18 protein-coding genes are annotated in these 23885 nt (G+C 73.2%); 9 read left to right on the top strand and 9 right to left on the bottom strand.

Annotation, left to right across the window (positions count from 1 at the left end):
* Positions 1-18 precede the first annotated feature (18 nt).
* From C3492_RS02325 to C3492_RS02340, 4 genes are all read right to left on the bottom strand, one after another.
* Positions 19-1677: an LCP family protein gene (locus C3492_RS02325; protein WP_258055437.1), complete on the bottom strand. Its 1659-nt coding sequence runs from the start codon at positions 1675-1677 to the stop codon at positions 19-21.
* 82 nt (positions 1678-1759) lie between these two features.
* A complete protein-coding gene (locus tag C3492_RS02330) occupies positions 1760-3517 on the bottom strand; it encodes an LCP family protein (protein ID WP_103809992.1) in 1758 nt (585 codons plus the stop codon).
* Positions 3518-3769: 252 nt separating this feature from the next.
* Complete coding sequence (locus C3492_RS02335) at positions 3770-4957, bottom strand: LCP family protein (protein WP_103809993.1); 1188 nt, start codon at positions 4955-4957, stop codon at positions 3770-3772.
* 139 nt (positions 4958-5096) lie between these two features.
* A complete protein-coding gene (locus C3492_RS02340; RefSeq protein ID WP_103809994.1) occupies positions 5097-5852 on the bottom strand; it encodes a TIGR03089 family protein in 756 nt (251 codons plus the stop codon).
* Between the two features lie 129 nt (positions 5853-5981).
* Between C3492_RS02340 and C3492_RS02345 the strand changes: the two genes are divergently transcribed.
* Positions 5982-7448 carry a peptidoglycan recognition protein gene (locus tag C3492_RS02345; protein WP_258055438.1) on the top strand — a complete coding sequence of 489 codons (1467 nt, stop codon included), beginning with the start codon at positions 5982-5984 and terminating at the stop codon, positions 7446-7448.
* Positions 7449-7603: 155 nt separating this feature from the next.
* On the top strand, positions 7604-8686 hold the full coding sequence (locus tag C3492_RS02350) for a sugar phosphate nucleotidyltransferase (RefSeq protein ID WP_103809996.1): 1083 nt from the start codon (positions 7604-7606) through the stop codon (positions 8684-8686).
* A gap of 451 nt (positions 8687-9137) precedes the next feature.
* Here C3492_RS02350 and C3492_RS02355 read toward each other — a convergent pair whose 3' ends face one another.
* The 4 genes from C3492_RS02355 to C3492_RS02370 form a co-directional block, all read right to left on the bottom strand.
* Positions 9138-10169, bottom strand: a complete 1032-nt coding sequence (locus tag C3492_RS02355) for a DNA-3-methyladenine glycosylase (RefSeq protein WP_181140148.1) — start codon at positions 10167-10169, stop codon at positions 9138-9140.
* A gap of 122 nt (positions 10170-10291) precedes the next feature.
* Complete coding sequence (locus C3492_RS02360) at positions 10292-11617, bottom strand: coenzyme F420-0:L-glutamate ligase (protein ID WP_103809997.1); 1326 nt, start codon at positions 11615-11617, stop codon at positions 10292-10294.
* Positions 11614-12573 (bottom strand): 2-phospho-L-lactate transferase, encoded by a 960-nt coding sequence (cofD, locus tag C3492_RS02365; RefSeq protein ID WP_103809998.1) that lies wholly within the window; start codon positions 12571-12573, stop codon positions 11614-11616. The genes C3492_RS02360 and cofD overlap by 4 nt, the downstream gene beginning before the upstream one ends.
* Positions 12574-12606: 33 nt before the next feature.
* A complete protein-coding gene (locus C3492_RS02370; protein WP_103809999.1) occupies positions 12607-13125 on the bottom strand; it encodes a cysteine dioxygenase family protein in 519 nt (172 codons plus the stop codon).
* A gap of 689 nt (positions 13126-13814) precedes the next feature.
* On the opposite strand from C3492_RS02370, the gene C3492_RS02380 reads away from it, so the two are divergent.
* From C3492_RS02380 to C3492_RS02390, 3 genes are all read left to right on the top strand, one after another.
* Positions 13815-14078: a WhiB family transcriptional regulator gene (locus C3492_RS02380; RefSeq protein ID WP_003975777.1), complete on the top strand. Its 264-nt coding sequence runs from the start codon at positions 13815-13817 to the stop codon at positions 14076-14078.
* A gap of 201 nt (positions 14079-14279) precedes the next feature.
* Positions 14280-18041, top strand: a complete 3762-nt coding sequence (locus C3492_RS02385) for a glycosyltransferase family 2 protein (RefSeq protein ID WP_103810000.1) — start codon at positions 14280-14282, stop codon at positions 18039-18041.
* The gene (locus tag C3492_RS02390; RefSeq protein WP_103810001.1) at positions 18038-19555 is read left to right on the top strand and encodes a DUF5719 family protein; all 1518 of its coding nucleotides are present in this window, start codon (positions 18038-18040) and stop codon (positions 19553-19555) included. The genes C3492_RS02385 and C3492_RS02390 overlap by 4 nt, the downstream gene beginning before the upstream one ends.
* A 79-nt stretch (positions 19556-19634) precedes the next feature.
* Here C3492_RS02390 and C3492_RS02395 read toward each other — a convergent pair whose 3' ends face one another.
* Positions 19635-20021, bottom strand: a complete 387-nt coding sequence (locus C3492_RS02395) for a metallopeptidase family protein (RefSeq protein WP_103810002.1) — start codon at positions 20019-20021, stop codon at positions 19635-19637.
* 351 nt (positions 20022-20372) lie between these two features.
* Between C3492_RS02395 and C3492_RS02400 the strand changes: the two genes are divergently transcribed.
* The 4 genes from C3492_RS02400 to C3492_RS02415 all read left to right on the top strand — a co-directional run bounded on the left by C3492_RS02400 (position 20373) and on the right by C3492_RS02415 (position 23817).
* Positions 20373-20798, top strand: a complete 426-nt coding sequence (locus tag C3492_RS02400) for a DUF3499 domain-containing protein (RefSeq protein ID WP_014673095.1) — start codon at positions 20373-20375, stop codon at positions 20796-20798.
* Between the two features lie 227 nt (positions 20799-21025).
* Positions 21026-22390 (top strand): phosphomannomutase/phosphoglucomutase, encoded by a 1365-nt coding sequence (locus C3492_RS02405; protein WP_103810003.1) that lies wholly within the window; start codon positions 21026-21028, stop codon positions 22388-22390.
* Positions 22391-22463: 73 nt separating this feature from the next.
* Positions 22464-22634: a Trm112 family protein gene (locus C3492_RS02410; protein ID WP_014673093.1), complete on the top strand. Its 171-nt coding sequence runs from the start codon at positions 22464-22466 to the stop codon at positions 22632-22634.
* A 55-nt stretch (positions 22635-22689) separates the two neighbouring features.
* Positions 22690-23817 carry an SIS domain-containing protein gene (locus C3492_RS02415; RefSeq protein ID WP_103810004.1) on the top strand — a complete coding sequence of 376 codons (1128 nt, stop codon included), beginning with the start codon at positions 22690-22692 and terminating at the stop codon, positions 23815-23817.
* Positions 23818-23885: the final 68 nt, after the last annotated feature.

Raw genomic sequence — 23885 nt, forward strand, 5'->3', positions numbered from 1 at the left:
ACGCGTGCCGGGGCGTCACTACCACTGGTAGGGCCCGTACACGTTCATGCAGTCCCCCTTGTCCGAGGCGTTGACGGCGTCGGTGCCCTCGGGCAGGTCGCCCGCCTTCGGCTCGGACCGCTTGGGATAGCTGTTGCCCGAGCGCCAGTCCGCGCCGACGACGACGGTGACCCCCGTCACGTCGGTCGACTTCTGGACCGAACTCATCGGGATGCCCAGCGCCTTGGCCACCGCCTGCGCGTCGCCCTCCAGGTCCGCGCTCGGGTACCGCACGACCGTCTTGTCCTCGGCCAGGCTCCCCGAGGTGTCGGCCTGCGCCCGCGCGTAGCCCTTCTGCACGAGCACCTGGCCGATCGCCGACGCCCGCTGCTGCACCGGAGCCTCGCTGTCGGTCCGGGTGGCGTTCTGCACCAGCACCCCGAGCCGGCCCGGATCGAGCGACGGCTTCTTGGCCGGCGTGGCCCTGCCCGTGTCCTTCTTCGGCCCGGACTCCCCGCCGTTCTTGTCGAGCGGCACGTCGTCCTGGAGCATCTGCCAGAGCTGGGCGGCCTTGTCCTTGTCCGGTACGACGTGGTTGTCCGGGTCGTTCGGGTCCGGGACGTTGGGCATCGTCAAGCTGGTGATGCGGTCGGTCGGCACCGACTTCATCTCCATTCCCAGGTCGTACAGCTTCTTGACCGTGCCGATCTCCTCGGAGACCTTCAGGGACTTGGTGGCCGCGTCGGCCAGGTCCATCAGCCGGCCGGTGTCGGTGAAGACGTTCTGCTGCTTCAGCGTGCGGACCATCGAGTTCAGGTACATGTGCTGGGCGCGGGCCCGCATCAGGTCGCTGCCCCAGGCGTGCCGGGTGCGCAGCCACTGCAGCGCCTTCTCGCCCTTCACCTTGTGCGAGCCCCTCGTCAGCTTCAGGCCGGAACCGCCGCGCTGACGGGGTGTCGAGTGGTCCCAGACGTTCTGGTTGACGCACACCTCGACACCCCCGATCGCGTCCGCCATCCGCACCACGCCCGCAAAGTCGATCGTCATCCAGTGGTCGATGTAGACCCCGGTGAGGTTCTCCCAGGTGAGCAGGGTGCAGCCGGCCCCACCGCGGGCCAGGCTGACGTTGATGATGTCGTTCGTCGCCGGATAGACATGGTCGGTCTTGGGGTCCGTGCACTTGGGGATGTCCACCCGGGTGTCCCGGGGGATGCTCACCATGGCGGCGCTCTTGCGGTCCGCCGAGAGGTGGATGAGCATCTGCACGTCACCGAGCGGCGGGTCGCCGACGTGGTCCCTGCTCCCGCCGAGCTTCAGGTTCTCCTTGGAGTTCCGGCTGTCGGAGCCGATCAGCAGGATGTTCAGCGGGGTCTGGCCGGCCGCGTTCGGGCGGGTCCTGTGCGCCTTGGAGTCGTCGCCGTTGGCCCGCTTGCCCTTCTGGATGTTGCCGTTGAGGTGCTGGTAGTAGAGATATCCGGCGCCGGCCGTGCCGAGTATCACCACCGCCAGCACGGTGGCCGACCAGCGCAGCACCCGCCGTCTGCGCCGCCGTTCGGTCTTGGGACCACCCGCCCGCCGTCCGCCGCCACGCCGGCCGCCGTGCCGGCCGGAACGCGCCGGCGCGTCCGAGTTCCCCGGCGCGAGCGACTTCGTGTCCTCGACCGCCGGAGCCTCCCCGCGCACCTCGCTCTGCGCCAAACTCCCTGCCCTCCCCACCCTTGCGCCAAGCAACGGGCCCGTCCCGCGTCCGGTTAGACGCTTGACGGGCCCATAGGGTTACCTACGAGGCGCACTTGACCTTGTCTGCCGTGGACTTGTCGACGTCCGGCGCCTTCGTCGGCGCCGTGAGGGAGACCCCCGCTCCCTTGAAGTCCTTGCCCAGGGTCAGCGTCATCGCCGGCAGTCCCTGGGAGTTGGTCACGCTCTCGCCCGGTTTCAGCGCGGCCCCGGACAGGCCCATGATCGCGGCCAGCCGGCGTGCCTGGGCCGCCTGATCGGGCCCGTACTCCAGCGTGGTCCTGGCCAACTGGTCAGGCGCGTTGCCCGCGTTCTCCGACTTGGTCACGCCCTCGTCGTTCTGGAGCCAGTTGAGCACCGCCTGGGCGCTGCCGGCCTGGGCGCCGCCGTTGAGGATGCGCACCCGCACCTCGGAGGCGGGCGCCTTGGTGCCCTTGAGCCGGGCGGCCTGCGCGTCCTTCGCCGCTTTCTCCTTCTTCTTCACGTCGGTGAAGGAGACGTCGTTCTTGACGGCGTCGAAGACCGCCGGTGCCTTCGACTCGTTGAGCACGACCGTGGCGTGGACCTTCTCCGCCGGGTTGTCCACGACCGGCACCGTGGTGAAGGTCAGGTTCTTCGGGTCGAGCTTGCCCAGCTCCAGACCGAGGTCCTTCAGCTTGCCGATGCTCTTGAGCTTGTCGTCGACGGTGAGCGCCTTGGTGCCCGCCTCCGCCAGCTTCACCATCTTCGTCGGGCTGGTGAGCGTGTCGTTCCCCTTCAGCTTGCGCATCAGCGCGCCCAGGAACTGCTGCTGGAGCCCGATCCGGCTCAGGTCGCCGCCGAAGCCGACGGAGTGCCGGGTGCGCACGAACGCCAGCGCCTGCTCACCGGAGATCTTGTGCGTGCCCTTGGACAGCTTCAGATGCGATTTGGGGTCGTCGATGTCCTTGGCCAGGCAGACGTCGACACCGTCGACCGCCTCGGTCAGTGTCTTGACCGCGTTGAAGTCGGCGACCATGAAGTCGTCCGGCTTGATCCCGGTCAGCTCGGTCACCGTGCGCATGGTGCAGCTGGGCGTGCGGTCGTCCTGGCCGAGGCTCTCGTTGAAGCGGACGCCCTGCGAGCCCGGGATGACCTTCTGGGTGCCGTCCTCCTGCTCGGTCGGGCAGTCCGGGACGTTCACGATCAGGTCGCGCGGGATGCTCAGCGCGGTCGCGTTGGAGCGGTCCTTGGAGACGTGCAGCAGGATCGTGGTGTCGGCGTGCCCGACGCTGCCCGAGTCGCCGTAGCCCTCGTTGCCCGCGCCGGTGCGCTTGTCCGTGCCGATCAGCAGGATGTTGATCGCCTCGTCCTTGCGGAAGCCGCCGGTGCCGGCGCCGTCGTCCGACACGGACGTGATGTTGTCGTTCAGGTGCTTGATGTAGAGGTAGCCGGCGGCCGACACGGCGACCAGCACGAACGCCATGGACCCGCCGGTCCACAGCAGCACCTTCTTCGCCGTCGACTTCTTCTTCACCGGCCGCCGGGACGCGCGCCTGCCCTGCGGCGCCTCCGGCTCACCGCCCCGGCGCCGGGCCGAGCGCGGGGCCGGCACCTCGGTACCGCGCGCCCGGGGCGTCTGCCGGGTCTCACCGGTCGTCTGCCGCGCACGGCCGCCCGCCGCGTCACCACCGTCCGGGGGGGACGGTCTGCGCGGTCCGGGGACCGGCGACTGCGCTGTGGTAGGACTCAGTCGCAGTTCGTATTCGCCGGTGTTCGGATTGAGTACCCACTGGTCTGCGGGGTCGATGTTGTCCGCCCGCCCACGGCCTTGCGCGTCCACGGTTGTCCGAATCCTCCGTCGGGGCCACGCGGCGCCTCTCCCCTCCAAGGCGCTCGGGTCTCGGTGAAACAGTGCACGGCCCCGACAAAGCCCGTCGGACCTCGCGGCCAGGTGCACCGGATCGCTCACACTATCCGCCCAGTTCAGCGTCGAGCGACGCTGGTGACAAATTCGACATGCCTACAACCGGGCAATCCCCCTCATTTTCTGAACGGATTTTCCGAACGACGGTTCACCATCCCGGTGCGCGGCTCACTCACAGGTCTGTTCGGCGGCGGTCCTCCCGCGGAACGTCGGGGCGGGCGAGGGGTCGTCCGCCGCGCCGGAACCTGTGTCCTGCCCGGGAATTCCCTGTGCGTTCTCCTGGGTCACCACGACCGGCTGATCGGCCCGCAGCCGGGCGAACAGCCTCTCGGCCTCCGGCTCCACGAGCTGGTCACGGTTGGCGTCGTAGACGTACGACTCCCTCGGCACCGTCAGGAACTGGACACGTTCGGTGGGGATCTCGCGCAGCCCACGCACCAACTGGTACAAACCGCGCAGGCTCGCCAGTTCCGGATCGGTGGTCAGCGAGGAGGTCGCCGCGTCCAGCACCGGATACAGCTTCACCGGGTTCAGCAGGACGTCACTGCTCTGCACCTTGTTGACGAGCGCGCCGAGGAACCGCTGCTGCCGCTCCATCCGTTCGGTGTCGCTGCCGTTCCCCAGCGACTTGCGGGCGCGTACGAACCCGAGCGCCTGCTCCCCGTCGAGCCTGACCTTCCCCGCGGGCAGCTTCAGCTTCGCCGCCTTGTCGTCCACCGGCTCCTTCAGGCACACCTCCACGCCGTCGACGGCGTCCACCATCGCCTTGAACCCGCTGAAGTCCAGGACCATGTGGTGGTCGATCCGGATGCCGGTCAGCTTCTCGACGGTCCGGATCGTGCACGCCGAGCCGCCCACCTGGTAAGCGTGGTTGAACATCGCGAACACCGGATCGCTGCGCCTGCCGTCCTTCTGCCCGCAGCTCGGGACGTCCACCATCAGGTCCCGGGGCAGTGACACGGCGGTGGCGCTGCGCCGGTCGGCGGCGAGGTGGAGCAGGATCGTCGTGTCCGACCGCTCGGTGCCGAGGTCCTTGCCGTACTTGCCGTTGCCGTCCCCGGCCCGCGTGTCGGACCCGATCAGCAGGATGTTCTGCGCGTCCCGCACCAGCGCGGTGGGCCGCTCCCGCTCGTACCGCGCCAGCTCGGCGGCTGCGGCCTCGTCGGCGGTGATGTTGGCGCTGAGCCTGGCGTAGACGACCCATCCGGCACCGGCGGCCACGACGAGGAGGACGACCGCCCCCAGCGCGGAGTTCCGCCCCCACCGCCGCCGCCGGCGCCGTATCAGCCCGTCCCCGGTCGCGGACGCCCCGGCCCCGGGATCCGGACCGACGGGCTTGCCTGCGGTGTCGGTCACGGTAGGGCCATCCCCTCATGGCGTACGAGCGTCGCGTCCTGCACCTACGACGATGCCGGGGAGGGGGAGGGGAGGCGCCCTTTGCTGCTCCGTCCGGGTGACGGCGGCCGCCCGGAAGACGGGGATCGCCGGAGGGGTCCTAGCGCCGCACCGCGGTCACCCTCTCGCTCTCCACCCGCTTGGCGAGCGCCTCCTCGTCCAGCCGGTCCAGATTCCGGCACAGCACCACCGAGCCCCCGACGGCCAGCGGTGAGAACAGTCCCGCGCCCAGGCCCTCCCAGGTGTCGTACGGCAGCCCCGACAGCAACCGGGACCCGGGACCCGTGAGCCCGAGCTCCCCCGCTTCGGAAGCGGCCCGCTCGACGACCTCGGCCCCGCTGAACTCCCGCCCGGCGACGACGAGCGCCGGCTCCTCCGGACCGACCGGGGTGAATGGGACGAACCGGTCGCCCTGGCCCGGGACTTCCACGGCGTAGTCGATGAACCCGGGCGGAGTCTGCGGGAAGCGTCCGCCCAACGGCCGCAGCGCCAGCGCCACTCGCTCGCCGGAGCAGGCGCGTGCCGCGTCGAGCGAGTCCGGCCCGCTCACGACGACGTCGGCCGCCGCCGGATCCCCGGCGACGCCCGCGACCGCACCCACCGACGAACAGGCCAGCAGCCACACCGCCGTCTGCCAGTGCGCGGGCAGCAGCAGTGCGACCCGGTCACCGGGCCCGGCGGCGAGGTCGCCCTGGAGGAGGTTGGCGGTCTTGGCCACCCAATTGGCGAAGGTGGCCACGGACAGTTCGACGCGTTCGCCCGTGGCGTCGTCGTAGAAGGTCACCAGTGGGCGGCCGGGATCCGCGGCGAGCGCGGAAGTCAGCAGGTCGGCAGGGGTGCGATCGGTGGCGTTCACCCGGGACAGGGTACGCGCGGGCGGGCGCGCACGGCGGACGGTGGGGCCACCGGTTCGGCGGAACGCTTGCCGACAGACAGTCAGTTCATGGATGGACAGATATGTACGGCTATGTCCAAGATCATGCCCATGCGTGGACTCCTCCCCTTCTGTCCTGGCGTCTCCCCGCTCGCCGCCTGTTCGATCGGCCTCACCTTGGCCACGGCCCTCGCGCTCGCCCCGGCCGCGCCCGCGACCGCCGAGCCCGCGACCGCGTCCGTTTCCGCCGTGACCGCCGTGCCCGCGACTGCCGTGCCCGCGTCCGCCGCGACCGCAGCGACCGTCCGGGGGCAGGCCGCGGTCCCGGGCAGCACCCGGTCGCTGCCGCTCGTCCCGCTCTCCCCGGAGCGGGTCCTCGGCGGGGCCCCGGAACAAGGGCTGTACCGCGCTGGCCTCCACCGGTTCTCGCTGGTCGGCGTGGTCTGGACCGACCCGGACACCGAACTGCGGGGACGGGTGCGGGTGCGTACCCGGTCCGCCGTGACGGGGCAGTGGTCCGGCTGGCAGGACATCGAGACGCACAACGCCGACCACGGCGCCGACCCGGACACGGCGGAGGGCTCGTCCCGGCGGGTGCGCGGGGCGACGGCGCCGCTGTGGGTGGGCGACTCCGACGGGGTGGACGTGCGGGTGCGGGCGGAGGGGCCGGGCGACGGGAACGGCGCCCGACTCCCTTCCGGGCGGCGGGCCGGCAGGCCGGGCGCGTCACTGCCGCCGGGGCTGCGGCTGGAGTTGGTGGACCCCGGGGACGGGGTGAGCGGTGAGGGGGCGCCCGGGAACCCGCCCGGCGACGACCCGCCCCGCACCGCCCTCGACACGGAGGCCGCGTTGGCCGCCTCGGCCGCCAACGCGGACATCACCGCCTTCGGCGCCACCGCGATCCCGGAACTGGACCGGTCGGCCACCGAGCAGGAGCTGACCCGCCTCCAGGGACCGGTACGGGGCAAGCCCTACATCGGGCCGCGGCCGCGGATCGTCACGCGCCGGGGCTGGGGCGCGGACGAGTCACTGCGCGAGCGCGGCTTCGTCTACACGAAGAAGATCAAGGCGGCCTTCGTCCACCACACCGCCACGGGCAACGCGTACACCTGCGCCCAGGCCCCCTCCGTCATCCGCAGTATCTACCGCTACCACGTGAAGAGCATGGGCTGGCGGGACATCGGCTACAACTTCCTCGTCGACAAGTGCGGAACCCTCTACGAGGGCCGGGCCGGGGGCGTCGCCAAGGCGGTGCTCGGCGCGCACACCCTCGGGTTCAACACCGACAGCATGGGCATCGCCGTGATCGGCACGTACGGCACGACCAAGCCGTCGAGCGCCGCGGTGACGGCCATCGCCCGGCTCACCGCGTGGAAGCTCGGACTCTACGGGGCCAATCCGAACGGAAAGACATATCTCACGTCGGGCGGTGGCAATCTCTACCCCAAGGGGAAGAACGTACGACTGAACGTGATCTCCGGCCATCGCGACGGGTTCGCCACCGAGTGCCCCGGCAAGCGGCTCTACGCCAGGCTCGGCACGGCCCGCTCCAGCGCGGCGAGCTACCAGGGGCGCTGAGGCCGGGGCGGGGGCGGCCGGGGGAAACCGCACGTCGATCTCGCGGGACACCGCGCGGCCATCGAAGGCGTCGTCGCACGGTCTGCATACACTGACCGGCCGAAACGAGTGTGACGAGTGGTTCGGCCGGTCCCGGCAGGAAGCAGAGACGACAGGTGACAGAAGCGATCCTCCTGGTCGGCGGCAAAGGCACCCGGCTGCGGCCGCTCACGGTGCACACACCCAAGCCGATGGTGCCGGCCGCCGGGGTGCCGTTCCTCACCCACCAGCTGGCGCGGGCGCGAGCGGCGGGCGTCGAGCACATCGTCCTCGCCACCAGCTACCTGGCCGAGGTCTTCGAGCCGTACTTCGGCGACGGCTCGGCGCTGGGCCTGCACATCGAGTACGTCACGGAGGAGGAGCCGCTCGGCACGGGCGGAGCCATCCGCAATGTCGCCGCCCGTCTGCACTCCGGTCCCGACGACCCGGTGCTGATCTTCAACGGGGACATCCTGACCGGGCTGGACATCAGGGCCCTCGTGGACACCCACGAGTCGACGGGCGCGGACGTCTCGCTCCACCTGACGCAGGTGACGGACCCGCGTGCCTACGGCCTTGTGCCCACGGACGAGACCGGCCGCGTCCTGGCCTTCCTGGAGAAGCCGCAGACGCCGGAGGAGATCGTCACCGACCAGATCAACGCGGGGGCGTACGTCTTCCGCCGCTCGGTCATCGACACCATCCCGGCGGGCCGCCCGGTGTCCGTGGAGCGCGAGACCTTCCCCGGCCTCCTGGCGGCCGGCGCCCATCTGCAGGGCATGGTCGACTCCACCTACTGGCTGGACCTCGGCACCCCGGCCGCCTTCGTCCGCGGCTCGGCCGACCTGGTCCTGGGCCGGGCCCCCTCCCCGGCGGTCCCCGGCCGCTGCGGCGACCAGCTCGTGCTGCCGACGGCCACGGTGGCGCCCGACGCCAAGCTGACCGGCGGCACGGTGGTGGGTGAGGGCGCGTTCGTGGCGCAGGGCGCGCGGATCTTCGGCTCCACGATCATGCCGGGCGCCGTCATCGAACCCGGCGCCGTCATCACCGACTCCCTCATCGGCACCCGCGCCCGCGTCGGCGAACGCTCCGTCCTCACCGGGACGGTCATCGGCGACGGCGCGATCGTGGGCGCCGACAACGAACTCCGCGAGGGGGTACGGGTCTGGTGCGATGCCCGTATCCCCGCAGGAGCGGTGCGTTTCTCCTCCGACCAGTAGAGGCGTACCCGGAACGTCGCCCACCGCCCGGGGGCTCCGCCCCGGGACCCCCGCAGCGCAGGGGTCCGACAGCCAGATGCCGTCCGCGGCCCGTCGTGGGTCACCCGCGCAGTTCCCCGCGCCCCTGGAGAACCACGGCACCGTGGGGCGCGCAGTGCTGCAGTGGCAGTCATACCGCCGCAGCTGCGGGCAGTCGTGCCGCTGGGGCGGCACGGGTGGGCGCAGCGGCACCTGGCCGGCGCCGGTGAGCGACGCCCCCCGGGCCGGCGGCAGTTGCGCGCACCTGGCCGGCGCCGGTGAGCGACGCCCCCCGGGCCGGCGGCAGCTGCGCGCACCCGGCCGACGCCGGTGAGCCGACCCCAGGCCCGGCGGCAGCCCCCCGCACCGGGCCGGCGCCGGCAAGCGAAACCGCCGCCCAGCCCGGCGCCGGCCCAGCGCAGCGAACCGTCCGTCACAGCAACCCGATGTCCACCCGCCGCATCTTCGGCTTCCGCCGCGCCGGTACATGCCCGCTCAGCAGGATCAACCGAGCCGCCCGATGCCGCTGCCCGGCATACGGCTCAAGCAGGCGCAGCATCTCCGCGTCGTCGGCCTCCCGGTCCCCCGCCAGGGCCCACCCCACGATCCCGGGCAGATGCAGGTCCCCGACGGTCACCGCGTCCGCCGCCCCATGACTGCGCTGCACCACTTCCGCCGACGTCCACGGCCCCACCCCCGGCACGACCTCCAACCGCGCCCGGGCCTCAGCCGCCGGCATCCCCACAGCCTGCTCCAGCCGCGCGGCGACCCGTACGGCCCGCAGAATCGTGGACGCCCGCTTGTCGTCGACCCCGGCCCGGTGCCACTCCCAGGACGGGATCAGCGCCCAGGTCCGCGGCGCGGGCATCACCCACATCGGCCGTTCGCCGACCCCCGCAGGGCCCGGCGCCGGCTCCCCGAACCTCCGGACGAGCAGCCGCCACGCCCGGTACGCCTCGTCGGTGGTGACCTTCTGCTCCAGCACGGACGGGATCAGCGACTCCAGCACCAGCCCGGTCCGGGTCAGCCGCAGCCCCGGCCGCCGGTGCCGGGCCAGCGCGACCACCCGGTGCCGCGGCACGAACGCCTCGGGATCGTCACCGGCACCGAGCAGCTCCGGCAACTGCTCCAGAAGCCACGCGGCACCCGGCCCCCACGCCTCACCGAGCACCTCACCGCCGTATGCCCGCACCCGCAGCGTCCCCGGTCCGGCGGGCGTACGGCAGGCCCGCCACACGGACCCGTCGGCCGTGGCCCGGAACGTCGGGTCGGCGGGCCCGCGCCGGAGCGGACCGAGGGTCAGCCCGAGGTCCAGCGGCCCGTCGGGCACCCACCGCCGTGCCCGCGCGGGCGCCGCGGCCTGCCGCGGTATCCCGGCAGCGGCCCCCGCCGGCACGGCGACATGCCCTCCGCGCACGGTCGTACGCGTGGGCGGCGTGGGCCGCTGGGGGAAACGTCCTGCCACGAAGGAGTCCTGTGTGTCCGAAGGGGTGCGATGCCGTCTACGAGACTAGGCGGTCGACGCGCCCACGGGGCCGCCTGGAGGCGGAACGAGGCAGAACGAGGTGGGACCGAGCCGCGCCGGACTCACCGCACCTCCACGAACGCCCCCGCGTCCCGCTCCGGCCGCGGTCTCGGCTCCTGAGCCGGGTGACCGACCGCCACCGCGCCCATCGGGTCCCAGTCCGCCGGCAGCCCGAGCACCTCGCGCACCACGTCCCGGCAGAACATCGTGGACGACACCCACGCCGAGCCCAGCCGCTCCCCGGCCAGCGCGACCAGCAGGTTCTGTACGCCCGCGCCCATCGCGACGACGAACATCTCCCGCTCGGCACCGTCCCGCCGGGCGTCGCCGTAGGTGTGCGAGCCGTCCATGACGAGGCACGGCACGACCAGGTACGGCGCGTTGCGCAGCACGTCACCGCGCCGGATCCGCTTCGCGATGGACTCCTCGCTCTTGCCGTCCCGGCGCAGGTCCTCGATCCAGGCGTCCCGCATCGCGTCGAGCAGCCGTACCCGCGACTCCTGCGACTCCAGCAGCACGAACCGCCACGGCGTGGTGTGGTGCGGGGCGGGCGCGGTGACGGCGGCGGCCACCGCGCGCCGGACCGCGCCGGGGTCCACCGGCTCGTCGGTGAACGCCCGCACGGTGCGGCGCTGGGTCACGGCCTCCCGCACGGCCTCGGAGGTGCCGAGCCGGAACATGTCGTCCCGCGCGCTGCGCACCAGGGCCCGGGCCCCCTCCTCGTGCTCGTCGGCCACGGTGTGCGGCAGCCCGCGCACCACGGCCACCGGCAGGCCCGCCGCCTTGCCCTTGACCAGGTCACCGGCGGCGGCCAGCTCGTCCGCCGTGGCGACGACGGTCGCGCTGAGCGGGTTGCCGTACACGTCCGTGCCCCCGCGCAGGTCGTCCAGCACGCGCACCCCGGCGGCGCCGATCGCGACATCGGTGAGCCCCGCGCGCCAGGGCCGCCCGAACGTGTCACTGACGACGACGCCGACGTCGACGCCGAGGGCGGCGCGCAGGCCGGCCCGGATCGCACGCGCGGACGCGTCCGGGTCCTCGGGCAGCAGCAGCACGGTCCCGGCGGGAGTGTTGGAGGCGTCGACCCCGGCGGCGGCCATGACCAGGCCCTGCCGGTTCTCCACGATGCGCAGCGGGCCGCGCCGGGCCACGACCCGGACCGTCTCGGCGTCGATCGCGGCCTCCCGGTCGGCCGCCCGGACGACCCGGCCCTCGGCCTTGGAGACGATCTTGGAGGTGACGATCAGCACATCGCCGTCGGCCAGTCCCGGCTCGGTCGCGGCGATCAGCTTGGCCAGGTCGTCGCCCGGCTGCACCTCGGGGATGCCGGGCAGGGCCCAGACGCGGTACCCGGGCCGCCCGGCCCCGGCGGACGCCGTGTCGCTCACGCCCCCCGCACCTCCTCGGCCAGCGCCAGCGCCTCCCGTGCCATCTGCGCCGCCGCGTCCACGTCGGTCATCATCAGCGGTACGGCCCGGCAGCGGATGCCGTCCGCCTCGATCCGCTCGACCACGCCGGCGTCGACGGTGTCGACCAGCCAGCCGTCCAGCAGCCCGGAGCCGTAGTGCTCGGCGACCGCGGCGGCCGTGGACTCCACGCCGACGGCGGCCAGCACCTTGTCGGCCATGCCGCGCACGGGCGCGTCCCCGACGATCGGGGACAGGCCGACCACGGGCACGCCCGCCTCGGCGATGGCCTCGCGGATGCCGGGCACGGCGAGGATCGTGCCGATGGACACGACCGGGTTGGACGGCGGGAAGAGGATCACGTCCGCCCCGGCGATGGCCTCCAGCACGCCCGGGGCCGGCTTGGCCTGCTCGGCGCCGACCGGGACGACCGCCTCGGCCGGGACGGAGGCCCGCAGCCGCACCCAGTACTCCTGGAAGTGGATCGCCTTGCGCTCCCCGTCCAGCTCGACGGCCACATGCGTCTCGACGCGGTCGTCGGTCATCGGGATCAGCCGCACGCCCGGCTTCCAGCGGTCGCACAGCGCCTCGGTGACCGCGCTCAGCGGATAGCCGGCGCTCAGCATCTGCGTCCGCACGATGTGCGTGGCGAAGTCCCGGTCGCCGAGCCCGAACCAGTCCGGGCCGACGCCGTAGGCCGCCAGCTCCTCCTTGAGGTGGAAGGTCTCGTCCGTCCGCCCCCAGCCCTGCTCCTCGTTGATGCCGCCGCCCAGCGTGTACATCACCGTGTCGAGGTCCGGACAGACCTTGAGCCCGAAGAGATGGATGTCGTCGCCGGTGTTGCCGATGACCGTGACGTCCGCGTCCGGCACGGCCCGCTTCAGACCGCGCAGGAAACGGGCACCGCCGATGCCGCCTGCCAGAACCACAATGCGCATGCGACCAGTCTTGCAGGCGGGTCCGACAACGCGTCAGGCCGTCACCGGACGCGCCCCGCCGTGCGCCTCGCCGTGCGCCTCGCAGTGGGGGGAGGTGTGCATGGGCATCTCGGTCAGGCCGGGGTGGTACACGTGCAGGCTGACCGCCGGTTCCAGCGCGTCGTTGACGACCTCGTGGACGTAGCCAGGCGCGAACACCCGCTGCGCGCCCGGCGCCAGCGTGTGCGTGCCTCGCTCGGTGCGTTCGGTGAGGGTGCCCTCCAGGACCGTGAGGACACCGGACGAGCGCCCGTGGTCGTGCCGCCCGCTGCCCTGCCCGGGGACCCACGACAGCAGCCACACCTCGTAGCCGGGGCCGGTGCGCAGCCGGTGGTACCAGCGGGTGGTGGCGTCGTAGCGGACGAGGTGCGCCCACTGGGCGCGGTCGGCGGCGATCGAGCGAGCGAGCCCCGCGAACTCGGCGACGGTGGCCGGGTGCTCGCGCGGCGGCTGGAGCAGGTGCGGGACTTCGAGGATGTCGCCGGCGATCTGGAGGTCGTTGTCGCTGTTCATCGGGGTTCGGTGGTCCTCGGTGAAGAGTGGGGGGGCTGGAGCCGGGGTGTGGTGCTGGGTGACGCGTACGGTCCGCCCGGGTCACGGGCGGGCGGGGTGCCCTGGATGAGGGATCACGGAGCGCTGGGACGCGGCCGGGCCGGGATGGGCTCGGGGACAGCCGGAGCGGCTTGGCTCAACAGCTGGAACAGCAACAACAGCTACAGCGCGCGCGGGCGGCACCGAGGGACCCGGCGGTGCGGGTCGAGGTGGGTGCCAAGTTCGCGAGCATGCCCACTAGGACATCGGTTCACACCCGCACTGTCAACTCGACGCCCGGTATGTGGGACATGGTTCACCTCATCCGGTTCATCTGAAAGGTGAAAGGTTTGCTCACCGGGGGGTCGGGACACATGGGGCACATCCGAGCGCTTGAGCCTCGCGGAACGGGATCGAACGCGGAGGCGTCTTTCTCCGTACAGAGATCTGTACGGGGTCGTGACCGCCCCGGGGGTCCTGCTGCGTGTCAAGGTTTATGGCGATTTGAACACTTTCCGCACGGCCTTGGTTCCGCAGAGTGAATAACGGACCCAATAGCAGATCTCGGCTTGACTCGCCCGGAGCAGCACACTTGTAATTTCACTCGTGTCGTTCAGCCGAAATCGGTAACGGCTACGCACGGGGACGCGAAAGACAGACGAGGGGCGCACATGACCGAGCTGGTGCAGCAACTGCTGGTCGACGACGCGGACGAGGAACTCGGCTGGCAGGAGCGCGCGCTGTGCGCCCAGACCGACCCCGAGTCCTTCTTCCCCGAGAAGGGCGGCTCCACCAGAGAGGCCAAGAAGGTCTGCCTCGCCTGCGAGGTCCGCTCCGAGTGCCTCGAATACGCCCTCGCCAACGACGAGCGCTTCGGCATCTGGGGCGGCCTGTCCGAGCGGGAACGCCGCCGTCTGAAGAAGGCCGCCGTGTGACCGTACGGCCGGCCACCAACGTCGCGAACGGCCCGTCGCCAGTGGGTTATCCACAGGCGGCGGGCCGTCGTCATGGCCAGCCGATAGTGTGGTCGCTCGTCCGAGACGCCCCGCTGTCCCCTCGACGCACTCGATCCGCTCGACGCACGGGGAGGCACACAGGCGTCCACCGCAGTCCATCGAACCGGGGCCCGTACCTCGATGTCCGTGCACAGCCATACGGCGGCCCGAAGCGGCACCGCCACAGCAGCGTTCGACCCAGCCCGCCCGCCCGAGTTCCCGCGTCATGTGGTGACCGCGGTCCTCGTCTCCCACGACGGCGCCCGCTGGCTGCCCGACGCGCTCGCCGGGCTGCTCGGCCAGGAGCGCCCCGTGCAGTACGCGGTGGCCGCCGACACCGGCAGCGCGGACGACTCCGCCCGGCTGCTCACCGACGCCCTCGGCGACGCCAACGTGCTGCACCTGGCCCGCCGTACCGGCTTCGGCCAGGCCGTCGAGGAGGCGAGCCGCACCGCGCCCCTCCTCACCCCGGAGGACCTGCCGTACCTCAAACGCCCCAGCGGCTGGGACCCCGTCACGCGCACCTGGCGCGACGACGCCTACGACCTGCCCGAACTGCCGCACGGCGAGCCCGTCCAGTGGCTGTGGCTGCTGCACGACGACTGCGCCCCCGAACCCGACGCCCTCGCCCAGCTGCTGCGGGTCGTCGAGAACGAACTCGAACTCGGCCGCACCGATGTCGCGGTGGTCGGCCCCAAGCTGCGCGGCTGGTACGACCGCCGCCAACTGCTGGAGGTCGGCGTCTCCATCGCCAACTCCGGCCGCCGCTGGACCGGACTGGACCGCCGCGAGCAGGACCAGGGCCAGCACGACCACGTCCGCACCGTGCTGTCCGTCTCCACCGCCGGCATGCTCATCCGCCGCGACGTCTTCGAACAGCTCGGCGGCTTCGACCGCCGACTGCCCCTCATGCGCGACGACGTCGACCTGTGCTGGCGCGCCCACACGGCCGGCCACCGCGTCCTGGTAGCCCCCGACGCCGTCGTCCGGCACGCCGAGGCAGCCTCCCGCGAGCGCCGCACGGTCGACTGCGCGGGCCGCACCACCGCTTCCCCGCACAAGGTCGACAAGGCGGGCGCCGTCTACACCCTGCTCGCCAACACCCGTACCGCCGCGCTGCCCTGGGTCCTGCTGCGGCTGGTCCTCGGCACCGTCCTGCGCACCCTCGCCTACCTCGTCGGCAAGGTCCCCGGGCAGGCCGTCGACGAGATCCGCGGCCTGCTGAGCACACTGCTGCGACCCGAGCGGATCATCGCCGCGCGGCGCCGCCGCGGCTCCGCCCAGATCGACAAGGACGAGCTGCGCCAGCTGTTCCCGCCGCCCGGCGCGACCATCCGGGCCACCGTGGAGCAGATCGCGGGCAACTTCTCCGGCGGCAGCGACAGTGACACCGCCTCGGCCGGCCGGCACGGTGGCGCGGTGGAGTCCGGGCCCGGCGGCGACGACGCCGAGTTCCTGGAGGTCGAGCAGTTCGCCCGGCTCAAGCGGATCGCCCGCAGACCCGGCCCGGTGCTCTTCCTCGCACTGCTGCTCATCTCCCTCGCCGCCTGCCGTGCCCTGCTCGCCGGCGGCGCGCTGGCCGGCGGCGCCCTGCTGCCCGCCCCGGCCGGCGCCGGCGACCTGTGGTCCCGCTACCTGGACGCCTGGCACCCGGTCGGGGCCGGCGGCAGCCCGTCCGCGCCCCCGTATCTGGCGATCGTCGCCACCCTCGCCTCGATCCTGTTCGGCTCCACCGGACTCGCCGTCACCGTCCTGCTCGTCTGCTCGGTGCCGCTCGCCGGACTCACCGCCTACTTCGCCTCCCGGCCCCTGGTCACCTCCCGGCTGCTGCGCGCCTGGGCGGCCATCGCCTACGCCTTCCTGCCCGCCACCACCGGGGCCCTCGCCGGCGGCCGCATCGGCACCGCCGTCCTCGCCGTGCTGCTGCCGCTCATCGCCCGCGCGGGCATCGCCGCGAGCGGCCTGGCGAACCGCACCGGCGCGCGCGGAAGCTGGCGCGCCACCTGGGCGTACGCGCTGCTGCTGACCATCACCACCGCCTTCACCCCGATCGTCTGGCCCATCGCCCTGCTGCTCGGCCTCGGCGTACTGGTGCTGCGCCGCCGCGACCCCGTCGCCCACGGCCTGCGCTTCCTCGCCCAGATCGGCACCCCGCTGCTGCTCCTCGCGCCCTGGTCGCTGACCCTCCTGCCGACCGGCTTCTTCCAGGAGGCCGGCCTGGAGTACGGCCCCTCGGCCGCCTCCGCGCTAGACCTGCTCGGCGCCGCGCCCGGCGGCCCCGGCACCGTGCACGGCCTGATGCTCATCGGCATCGTGCTCGCCGCGCTCGCCGCCCTGCTGCGCTCCGAGCGGCAGCTCGGCGTCCGCACCGCCTGGGCCGTCGCCCTGACCGGCCTCGTCTTCGCGGTCCTGTCCAACAAGTCCGCCTGGGCCGGACCGGCCACCCTCGTCTACGGCATCGCCCTGCTGGCCGCCGCCGCCCTCGGCGCCGACGGCGCCCGCGCGCGTGTGGCCGAGCAGAGCTTCGGCTGGCGCCAGCCGGTCGCCGCCCTGATCGCCTTCGCCTCGGCCGCCGGTCCGCTGCTCGTCGCCGCGGGCTGGATGATCCGCGGCGCCGACGGCCCGCTGGAGCGTCGCGACCCGGCCCAGGTGCCCGCGTTCGTCGCCGAGGACTCCAGCGGCGGCGACCAGGCCCGCACCCTGATCCTCGACAGCGACTCCACCGCGCGCGTGCGCTACACCCTGGTCCGCGGCTCCGGCGCCCGCATGGGCGACGCCGAACTCACCGCCGCCGACGGCGGCAACGCCCGCCTGGACAAGACCGTCGCCAACCTCGTCGCCGGCTCCGGCGCCGACCAGGCCGACGAACTCGGCGGTTTCGCCGTGCGGTACGTCCTCGTCCACAAGGGCGCCCCCCGCGACATCACCCGCGTCCTCGACGCCACCCCCGGCCTGACCCGGCTCAGCCAGCAGAACGGCAGCGCCCTGTGGCGCGTCGACCAGGAGGTCGGCCGCGCGGCCATCGTGCCCGCCTCCGGGTCGGGCAAGGCCCAGCCGGTCACCGCGGGACCGGTGGAGATCCACACGACGATCCCCGCCGGCTCCGGCAGCCGCGTCCTGCGCCTCGCCGACAGCGCCGCCGACGGCTGGACGGCCACCCTCGACGGCAAGCCGCTCACCCGGACCACCGTCGACGGCTGGGCCCAGGGCTTCCAACTCCCCTCCAACGGCGGCAGGCTGGACGTCACCTACGACGCTCCGGTCACGCACACGGCCTGGCTCCTGGCCCAGGGCGCGCTCGCCGTCGTCCTGGTCGTCCTCGCCCTACCCGGCCGCCGCCGCGACGTCGACGACGACCTTCCCGAGGAGCAGCCCCTGCCCGTCCAGGCCACCGCCGGCGAGGGCCGCCGCGCCCGCCGCCTGCGCGCCCAGGCGGAGGAGGCCGCTGCAGAGGAGGGGCCCGGCACGCCTCCGCAACCCGAGCAGCCCCCGGCCGCCGTACCGCACCAGCAGGCGTACGACGTGGGGGTTCCCCCGGCCGAGGGGACCGGGGACTGGGGGAGCGCCCCGGCCACCTACGGGAACGCCGAGCACGTCGAGCACGCCGAGTACACCGACTACGGCGCGGACCCGTACCGGACCGCGGCCGGCTACGACCAGCAGCCGTACCAGCAGCCCGACCCCTACCAGACGGCCCCGTACGACCCTTACGCCTACAGCGACACGCCCGACCAGATGCCGTACGACCCCGCGGCCTACCAGCAGGGCTACGACCCGGCGTACGACGCCGCCCAGCAGGATTACGACCCAGCCCAGCAGGGTTACGACACCCAGCAGGGCTACGACCCGGCCCCGCACCCCCACGGCACCGGCAGCCAGCGCCCCGACGGGAGCCAGCAGTGAACCGCACCACCCTGTCCCTGATCGCCGGCACGGCCGCGCTGGCCGCCGTCACCGCGTTCGCCGCGTTCGACCCGCCGTCCGCGTCCGGCGCCGCCGCCCCCCAGGCGGCTGCCCGGCTGCCCGTGGAGCGCACCAGCCTGCTGTGCCCGGCGCCGAGCATGTCGGACATCGCCGACACGGCGTACACGTCGTTCACGCCGGTCACCAAGGGCGCCGGCGGCGGAGGCAAGGCCCAACTCCAGGCGGCCGGAGGGCAGTCGGCCGACGGAACGGACGGCAGCGGGAAGGGCAAGGGCGGCAAGGGCACCGGGAAGAAGGCCGACGAGCCGGTCCTCACCCCGAAGGCACCGGGCACGCCGGCCACCGGCGAGACCTCCGGCGCCGAGGCGCCCGCGCTCGTCGGCACCGCGGACGGCGGGTTCGCGCCCGGCTGGACCGTCCAGGAGACCACCGAGGTCGCCGCAGGCACCGGGCGGGGCCTGCTGGGCGTCAACTGCACCGGTGCGGACACCGAGTTCTGGTTCCCGGGCGCCAGCACGGCCACCGGCCGCACCGATTACGTCCACCTGACCAACCCCGACGACTCCGCCGCCGTGGTCGACATCGAGCTGTACGGCAAGGACGGCGCGATCAAGTCCCCGCTGGGCGAGAACCTCACCGTGAAGCCGCACGCGAGCGAGCCGATCCTGCTCTCCACCCTCACCGACGAGCGCCAGGCCGACCTGACCGTGCACGTCAGCGTGCGCAGCGGCCGGGTCGGCGCGGCCGTGCAGGCCCTGGACGACAAGGCGGGCGGCGACTGGCTGGCCGCCGCCACCGACCCGGCCGGCAGCCAGGTCCTGCCCGGCATCCCGAAGGACGCCACCGACGTCCGCCTGATCGCCTTCACCCCCGGCGACGACGACGCCGACCTGAAGATCCGCCTGGCTTCGCCCGACGGCCTGATCACCCCGGCGGGCAACGAGACCCTGCACGTCAAGTCCGGCATGTCCACGGCGGTCGATCTCGGCGACGTCACCCGTGGCGAGGCCGGCTCGCTGGTCCTCACCCCCACCGACCAGACCGTCCCGGTCGTCGCGGCGCTCCAGGTGGTGCGCGGCAAGGGCGACAAGAAGGAGACGGCGTTCATCCCGGCCACGGCCGCCGTCGGCACGCGCGCGACCTCGGCCGACAACAGCGCCAAGGGCACGACGCTCGCCCTGACGGCCCCCACCGGCACGGCCACGGTCAAGGTGACGGCGTCGGCGGGCAGCGAGGGCGGGTCCCCGGTGACCAAGACGTACACGATCAAGTCCGGCACGACCCAGAACGTCGACGTCCCCGTCCCGGCGGGCCTCAAGGGCACGTACGCCCTCACGGTCGAGCCCGTCTCCGGCGCCCCCGTCTACGCCTCCCGCACCCTCGCGGCCACCGAGGGGGGCGTCCCCGCCTTCACGGTCCAGACCCTCCCGGACGACCACGGCATGGTGTCGGTCCCGAGAACGGAACAGGACCTGTCGATCCTGCAGAAGTGAGGGGCCGGGGCGGCTGATCGCCTCAGGGCGAACCCGCCCCCGCCGGCCGGCACCGGCACCGGGCACCGACGAAGGCGCCCTAGTCCTCCCCGTACCGGGGGTCCACGGTCTCCGGCGTCAGCCCCAGCAGCTCGGCCACCTGCTCCACGACCACCTCATGCACCAGCGCGGCCCGCTCGTCCCGCCCCTTGGTGCGGATCTCCACCGGCCGCCGGTACACGACCACCCGAGCCCGCCGCCCGTCCCGCGCCGGGATGACCCCACCGAGCGGAACGGCGTCGTCCGCCCACGCCACCTGATCCCCGGACCCCTCCAGCCGGGGCACCTCCAGCACCAGGAAGTCGATGTCGGCCAGCTGCGGCCACCGCCGCTCAAGACGTTCCACGGAGTCCTGCACCAGGTCCGCGAACACCTCGGCACGGCTGGCCGCCAGCGGCACCTGCGGCGGTGCGATCGGCCCTCGCATGCCCCGCCCGTGGCGATCACGGCGACGGGGCCCGGGGCCGGCGGTACGGGGCGGTACACGGTTGTCCATCACTGGTGAAGGGTAGTCCCCGCGCCCTCCGCGCGTCCGGCTCCGCGCGGCAACCGGCCCATGCCCCCGCATGTCACAGGATGACCATTTCAGCCAAGGTCTGGCTCGTTTCCGTAACTCTCCGAGACCGCCGAACTCAAGACAATTGACGGTGTTTGTACCGGCTCCTGACCGGACCCGGTGCCGCCCGGCACCCACCGGACATGCGTCCATGCAGGTCAACGAAGTCCGCTCGAAGGGGTGTGTGGGGCGTTTCACAGCCCGACACGGGGGAGTGACCTGGTGGAGAGTCGTCGCGGCCCGCTCAAGAGTGCGGTACCGTCCAACGTCGTGAGCCCTGTACGTCGCTGTTCGCGCACCGCCTGCGGCCGACCCGCCGTCGCGACGCTGACGTACGTCTACGCCGACTCGACCGCGGTCCTCGGCCCGCTCGCCACCTACGCCGAACCCCACTGCTACGACCTGTGCGCCGAGCACTCCGAGCGCCTCACCGCCCCGCGCGGCTGGGAGGTCGTACGACTCCTGGACGCCTCCGCGCCCGCGCGGCCCAGCGGAGACGACCTGGAAGCGCTTGCCAACGCCGTGCGCGAGGCGGCCCGCCCGCAGGAGCGCGCGGCCGAGGCGGGCGGCGGCGGATCGCGCGCCGCCGACCCCATGGAGGTCGCCCGCCGCGGCCACCTGAGGGTCCTGCGCTCCCCGGACAACTGAGCGCGACAACCGGCCGGCACGACGTCTACGGCCCCACCGCGCGTCTGCGGCCCCACCGCGCGCCACGGCTGAACGCCACCCCACGCCACCCCCGCCCCGCGTGACGGTCCGGCCCGCGCGGGCGTTACGGAAGGGGGTCCACCGGGCGTCCGGCCGGTGTCCGCGCGGGCGCCCTCGCTCCCGGCGGGTAGTTTGTGGGCACCCATAGGACTTCAGGAGGGTTGGCCGTGACTGCTGATCTGTCGCAGATCGTGAAGGCGTACGACGTGCGCGGAGTGGTCCCGGACCAGTGGGACGAGGCACTGGCCGGACTCTTCGGCGCCGCCTTCGCGGAGGTGACGGGAGCGGCGGCCGTCGTCGTCGGCCACGACATGCGGCCCTCGTCCCCCGGCCTCTCCCGCGCCTTCGCACGCGGCGCGGCGGACCGCGGTGTCGACGTCACCGAGATCGGCCTGTGCTCCACGGACCAGCTGTACTACGCCTCCGGCGCGCTGAACCTGCCGGGCGCGATGTTCACGGCCTCGCACAACCCGGCCCAGTACAACGGCATCAAGCTGTGCCGCGCGGGCGCCGCCCCCGTCGGCCAGGACACGGGGCTCACGCAGATCCGCGAACTGGTCGAGCGCTGGCTGGCGGAGGGCACCCCGGACCCCGTGGACCGGCCGGGAACCCTCTCCGCACGCGAGACGTTGGAGGATTACGCGGCGCACCTCCGCTCCCTGGTCGACCTCACCTCCATCCGCCCCCTGAAGGTCGTGGTCGACGCCGGCAACGGCATGGGCGGCCACACGGTCCCCCCGGTCTTCGCCGGCCTGCCCCTGACCCTCGTCCCGATGTACTTCGAACTGGACGGCACCTTCCCCAACCACGAGGCCAACCCGCTCGACCCGGCCAACCTCGTGGACCTCCAGAAGCGGGTCCCGGTGGAGGGCGCCGACCTCGGCATCGCCTTCGACGGCGACGCCGACCGCTGCTTCGTCGTGGACGAGCACGGCGACCCGGTCTCCCCGTCCGCGATCACCGCGCTGGTCGCCGCCCGCGAACTGGCCCGCAACGGCGGCAAGGGCACGGTCATCCACAACCTGATCACGTCCCGCACCGTCCCGGAGGTGGTGAAGGAGAACGGCGGCACCCCCGTCCGCACCCGCGTCGGCCACTCCTTCATCAAGGCGGAGATGGCCCGCAGCGGCGCGATCTTCGGCGGCGAGCACTCCGCCCACTACTACTTCAAGGACTTCTGGAACGCCGACACGGGCATGCTGGCCGCCCTGCACGTCCTCGCCGCGCTCGGCGGCCAGGAGGGCCCGCTGTCCGCCCTGGTCGCCCAGTACGACCGCTACACCGGCTCCGGCGAGATCAACTCCACCGTCGCCGACCAGTCCGCCCGCCTCGCCGCGATCCGCACCGCGTACGAGGGCCGCGCCGGCGTCACCCTGGACGACCTCGACGGCCTCACGGTCGCCGCGGCCGACTGGTGGTTCAACGTCCGCCCGTCCAACACCGAGCCGCTCCTGCGCCTGAACGCCGAGGCGAAGGACGAGGCCACCATGACGAAGATCCGCGACGAGGCACTGGCGATCATCAGGGGCTGAGCGGTCTGCCCATGAGCGGTACGCTGACCAGGCATATGCACAGACACCCGTACGGCCTCTGAAGGGACAGCCCATGCCGCTCGAAGCCGGCCTCCTGGAGATCCTCGCCTGCCCGGCCTGCCATGCCCCCCTGAAGGAGCAGGACACCGAGCTGATCTGCACGGGCCAGGACTGCGGCCTCGCCTACCCGGTCCGCGACGGCATCCCGGTCCTGCTGGTCGACGAGGCCCGCCGCCCCGAGTGACGAGGCCCGTCACCTCGTAGCACCCCAGGATCCCGGCGATCGGAGGCTGCCGCCCATGCTGGACGAATCGCTGCTCGACACCCCGGAGGGCCTCGCCGAGGCCGACCACCGGGGTCTGCTCCGCGGCGCGGCGGAGGCCGGCGCCCGCGTCCGCACCGCCGCCCGGCACGCCACCGAGGCCGGCGTCGGCGAGCTCAAGCCCGACGGCCGCCCCCGCGCGGTCCTCATCGCGGGCCCCGGCGCCGCCGCCACCCACACCGCCGACCTCCTCGGCACACTGGCCGGCCCCGGCAGCCCCGTCGTCCGGCTCGCCCCGACCGGTGTCGCCCCGGCCGCGGGTGCCCTGCGCTGGGAACTCCCGGGCTGGGCCGGCTCCGTGGACCTGCTGCTGATCGCCACCCCGGACGGCACGGAACCGAGCTTGTCCCTCCTCGCCGACCAGGCCTACCGCCGTGGCTGCTCGGTCGTCGCCGTGGCCCCGCCCCGCACCCCGCTCGCCGAAGCGGTCGCCGGCGCGCACGGCCTGTTCGTACCGATGGCGACGGCGCCCTACGACCAGGAGGAACCGCTCGCCGCGTCCTCCCCCGGCGTCTTCTGGGCACTGCTGACCCCGCTGCTCGCACTCCTGGACAGGATCGGCCTGATCACCGCCCCGCCGGACGCCCTGGAGAAGGTCGCCGACCGCCTCGACCGCATCGCGGAGCGCTGCGGCCCCGCCATCGCGACGTACAGCAACCCGGCGAAGACCCTCGCCGCCGAACTCGCCGACGCGCTCCCCCTGGTGTGGACGGAGGGCATCTCGGCCGGTCCCGCGGGCCGCCGCTTCGCCGCCGCGCTCGCCGAACTCGCCGGCCGCCCCGCCCTGGTCGCCGAACTGCCCGAGGCACTCGCCGCGCACGGCGCCCTGCTGGCCGGCCCGCTCGCCGCCAACGCCGACCCGGAGGACTTCTTCCGCGACCGCGTCGAGGAGCCACCCGCGCTGCACGCGCGCGTGGTGCTGCTCCGCGACCGCCCGATCAGCGGCCTCACCGCCGCCCCCGCCGCCCGGGACGTGGCCCTCAGCCACGACACGGCGATCAGCGAACTCGAACCGGAGGAGGGCGGCGAACTGGAGACCCTCGCGGAACTGATCGCCGTCACGGATTTCGCCGCCGTTTACCTGGCGCTCGCCTCCGGGGCCTGATCCTGCTCCGGGCCGGACGAACCGAGCCCGCCCCCGGCACCGCGACCGGCACAGTCGCCGGCGCGGCC

This window comes from Streptomyces sp. Ru62, assembly GCF_002920615.1.
Taxonomy (GTDB): domain Bacteria; phylum Actinomycetota; class Actinomycetes; order Streptomycetales; family Streptomycetaceae; genus Streptomyces.

Excerpts from the sequence above, each read along its gene's own strand:
- cofD (WP_103809998.1), bottom strand. The coding sequence starts at position 12,573 with ATGCGCATTGTGGTTCTGGCAGGCGGCATCGGCGGTGCCCGTTTCCTG.
- C3492_RS02410 (WP_014673093.1), top strand. The coding sequence starts at position 22,464 with ATGCCGCTCGAAGCCGGCCTCCTGGAGATCCTCGCCTGCCCGGCCTGC.
- C3492_RS02395 (WP_103810002.1), bottom strand. The coding sequence starts at position 20,021 with ATGCGAGGGCCGATCGCACCGCCGCAGGTGCCGCTGGCGGCCAGCCGT.
- C3492_RS02385 (WP_103810000.1), top strand. The coding sequence starts at position 14,280 with ATGTCCGTGCACAGCCATACGGCGGCCCGAAGCGGCACCGCCACAGCA.
- C3492_RS02345 (WP_258055438.1), top strand. The coding sequence starts at position 5,982 with ATGCGTGGACTCCTCCCCTTCTGTCCTGGCGTCTCCCCGCTCGCCGCC.
- C3492_RS02415 (WP_103810004.1), top strand. The coding sequence starts at position 22,690 with ATGCTGGACGAATCGCTGCTCGACACCCCGGAGGGCCTCGCCGAGGCC.
- C3492_RS02370 (WP_103809999.1), bottom strand. The coding sequence starts at position 13,125 with ATGAACAGCGACAACGACCTCCAGATCGCCGGCGACATCCTCGAAGTC.
- C3492_RS02380 (WP_003975777.1), top strand. The coding sequence starts at position 13,815 with ATGACCGAGCTGGTGCAGCAACTGCTGGTCGACGACGCGGACGAGGAA.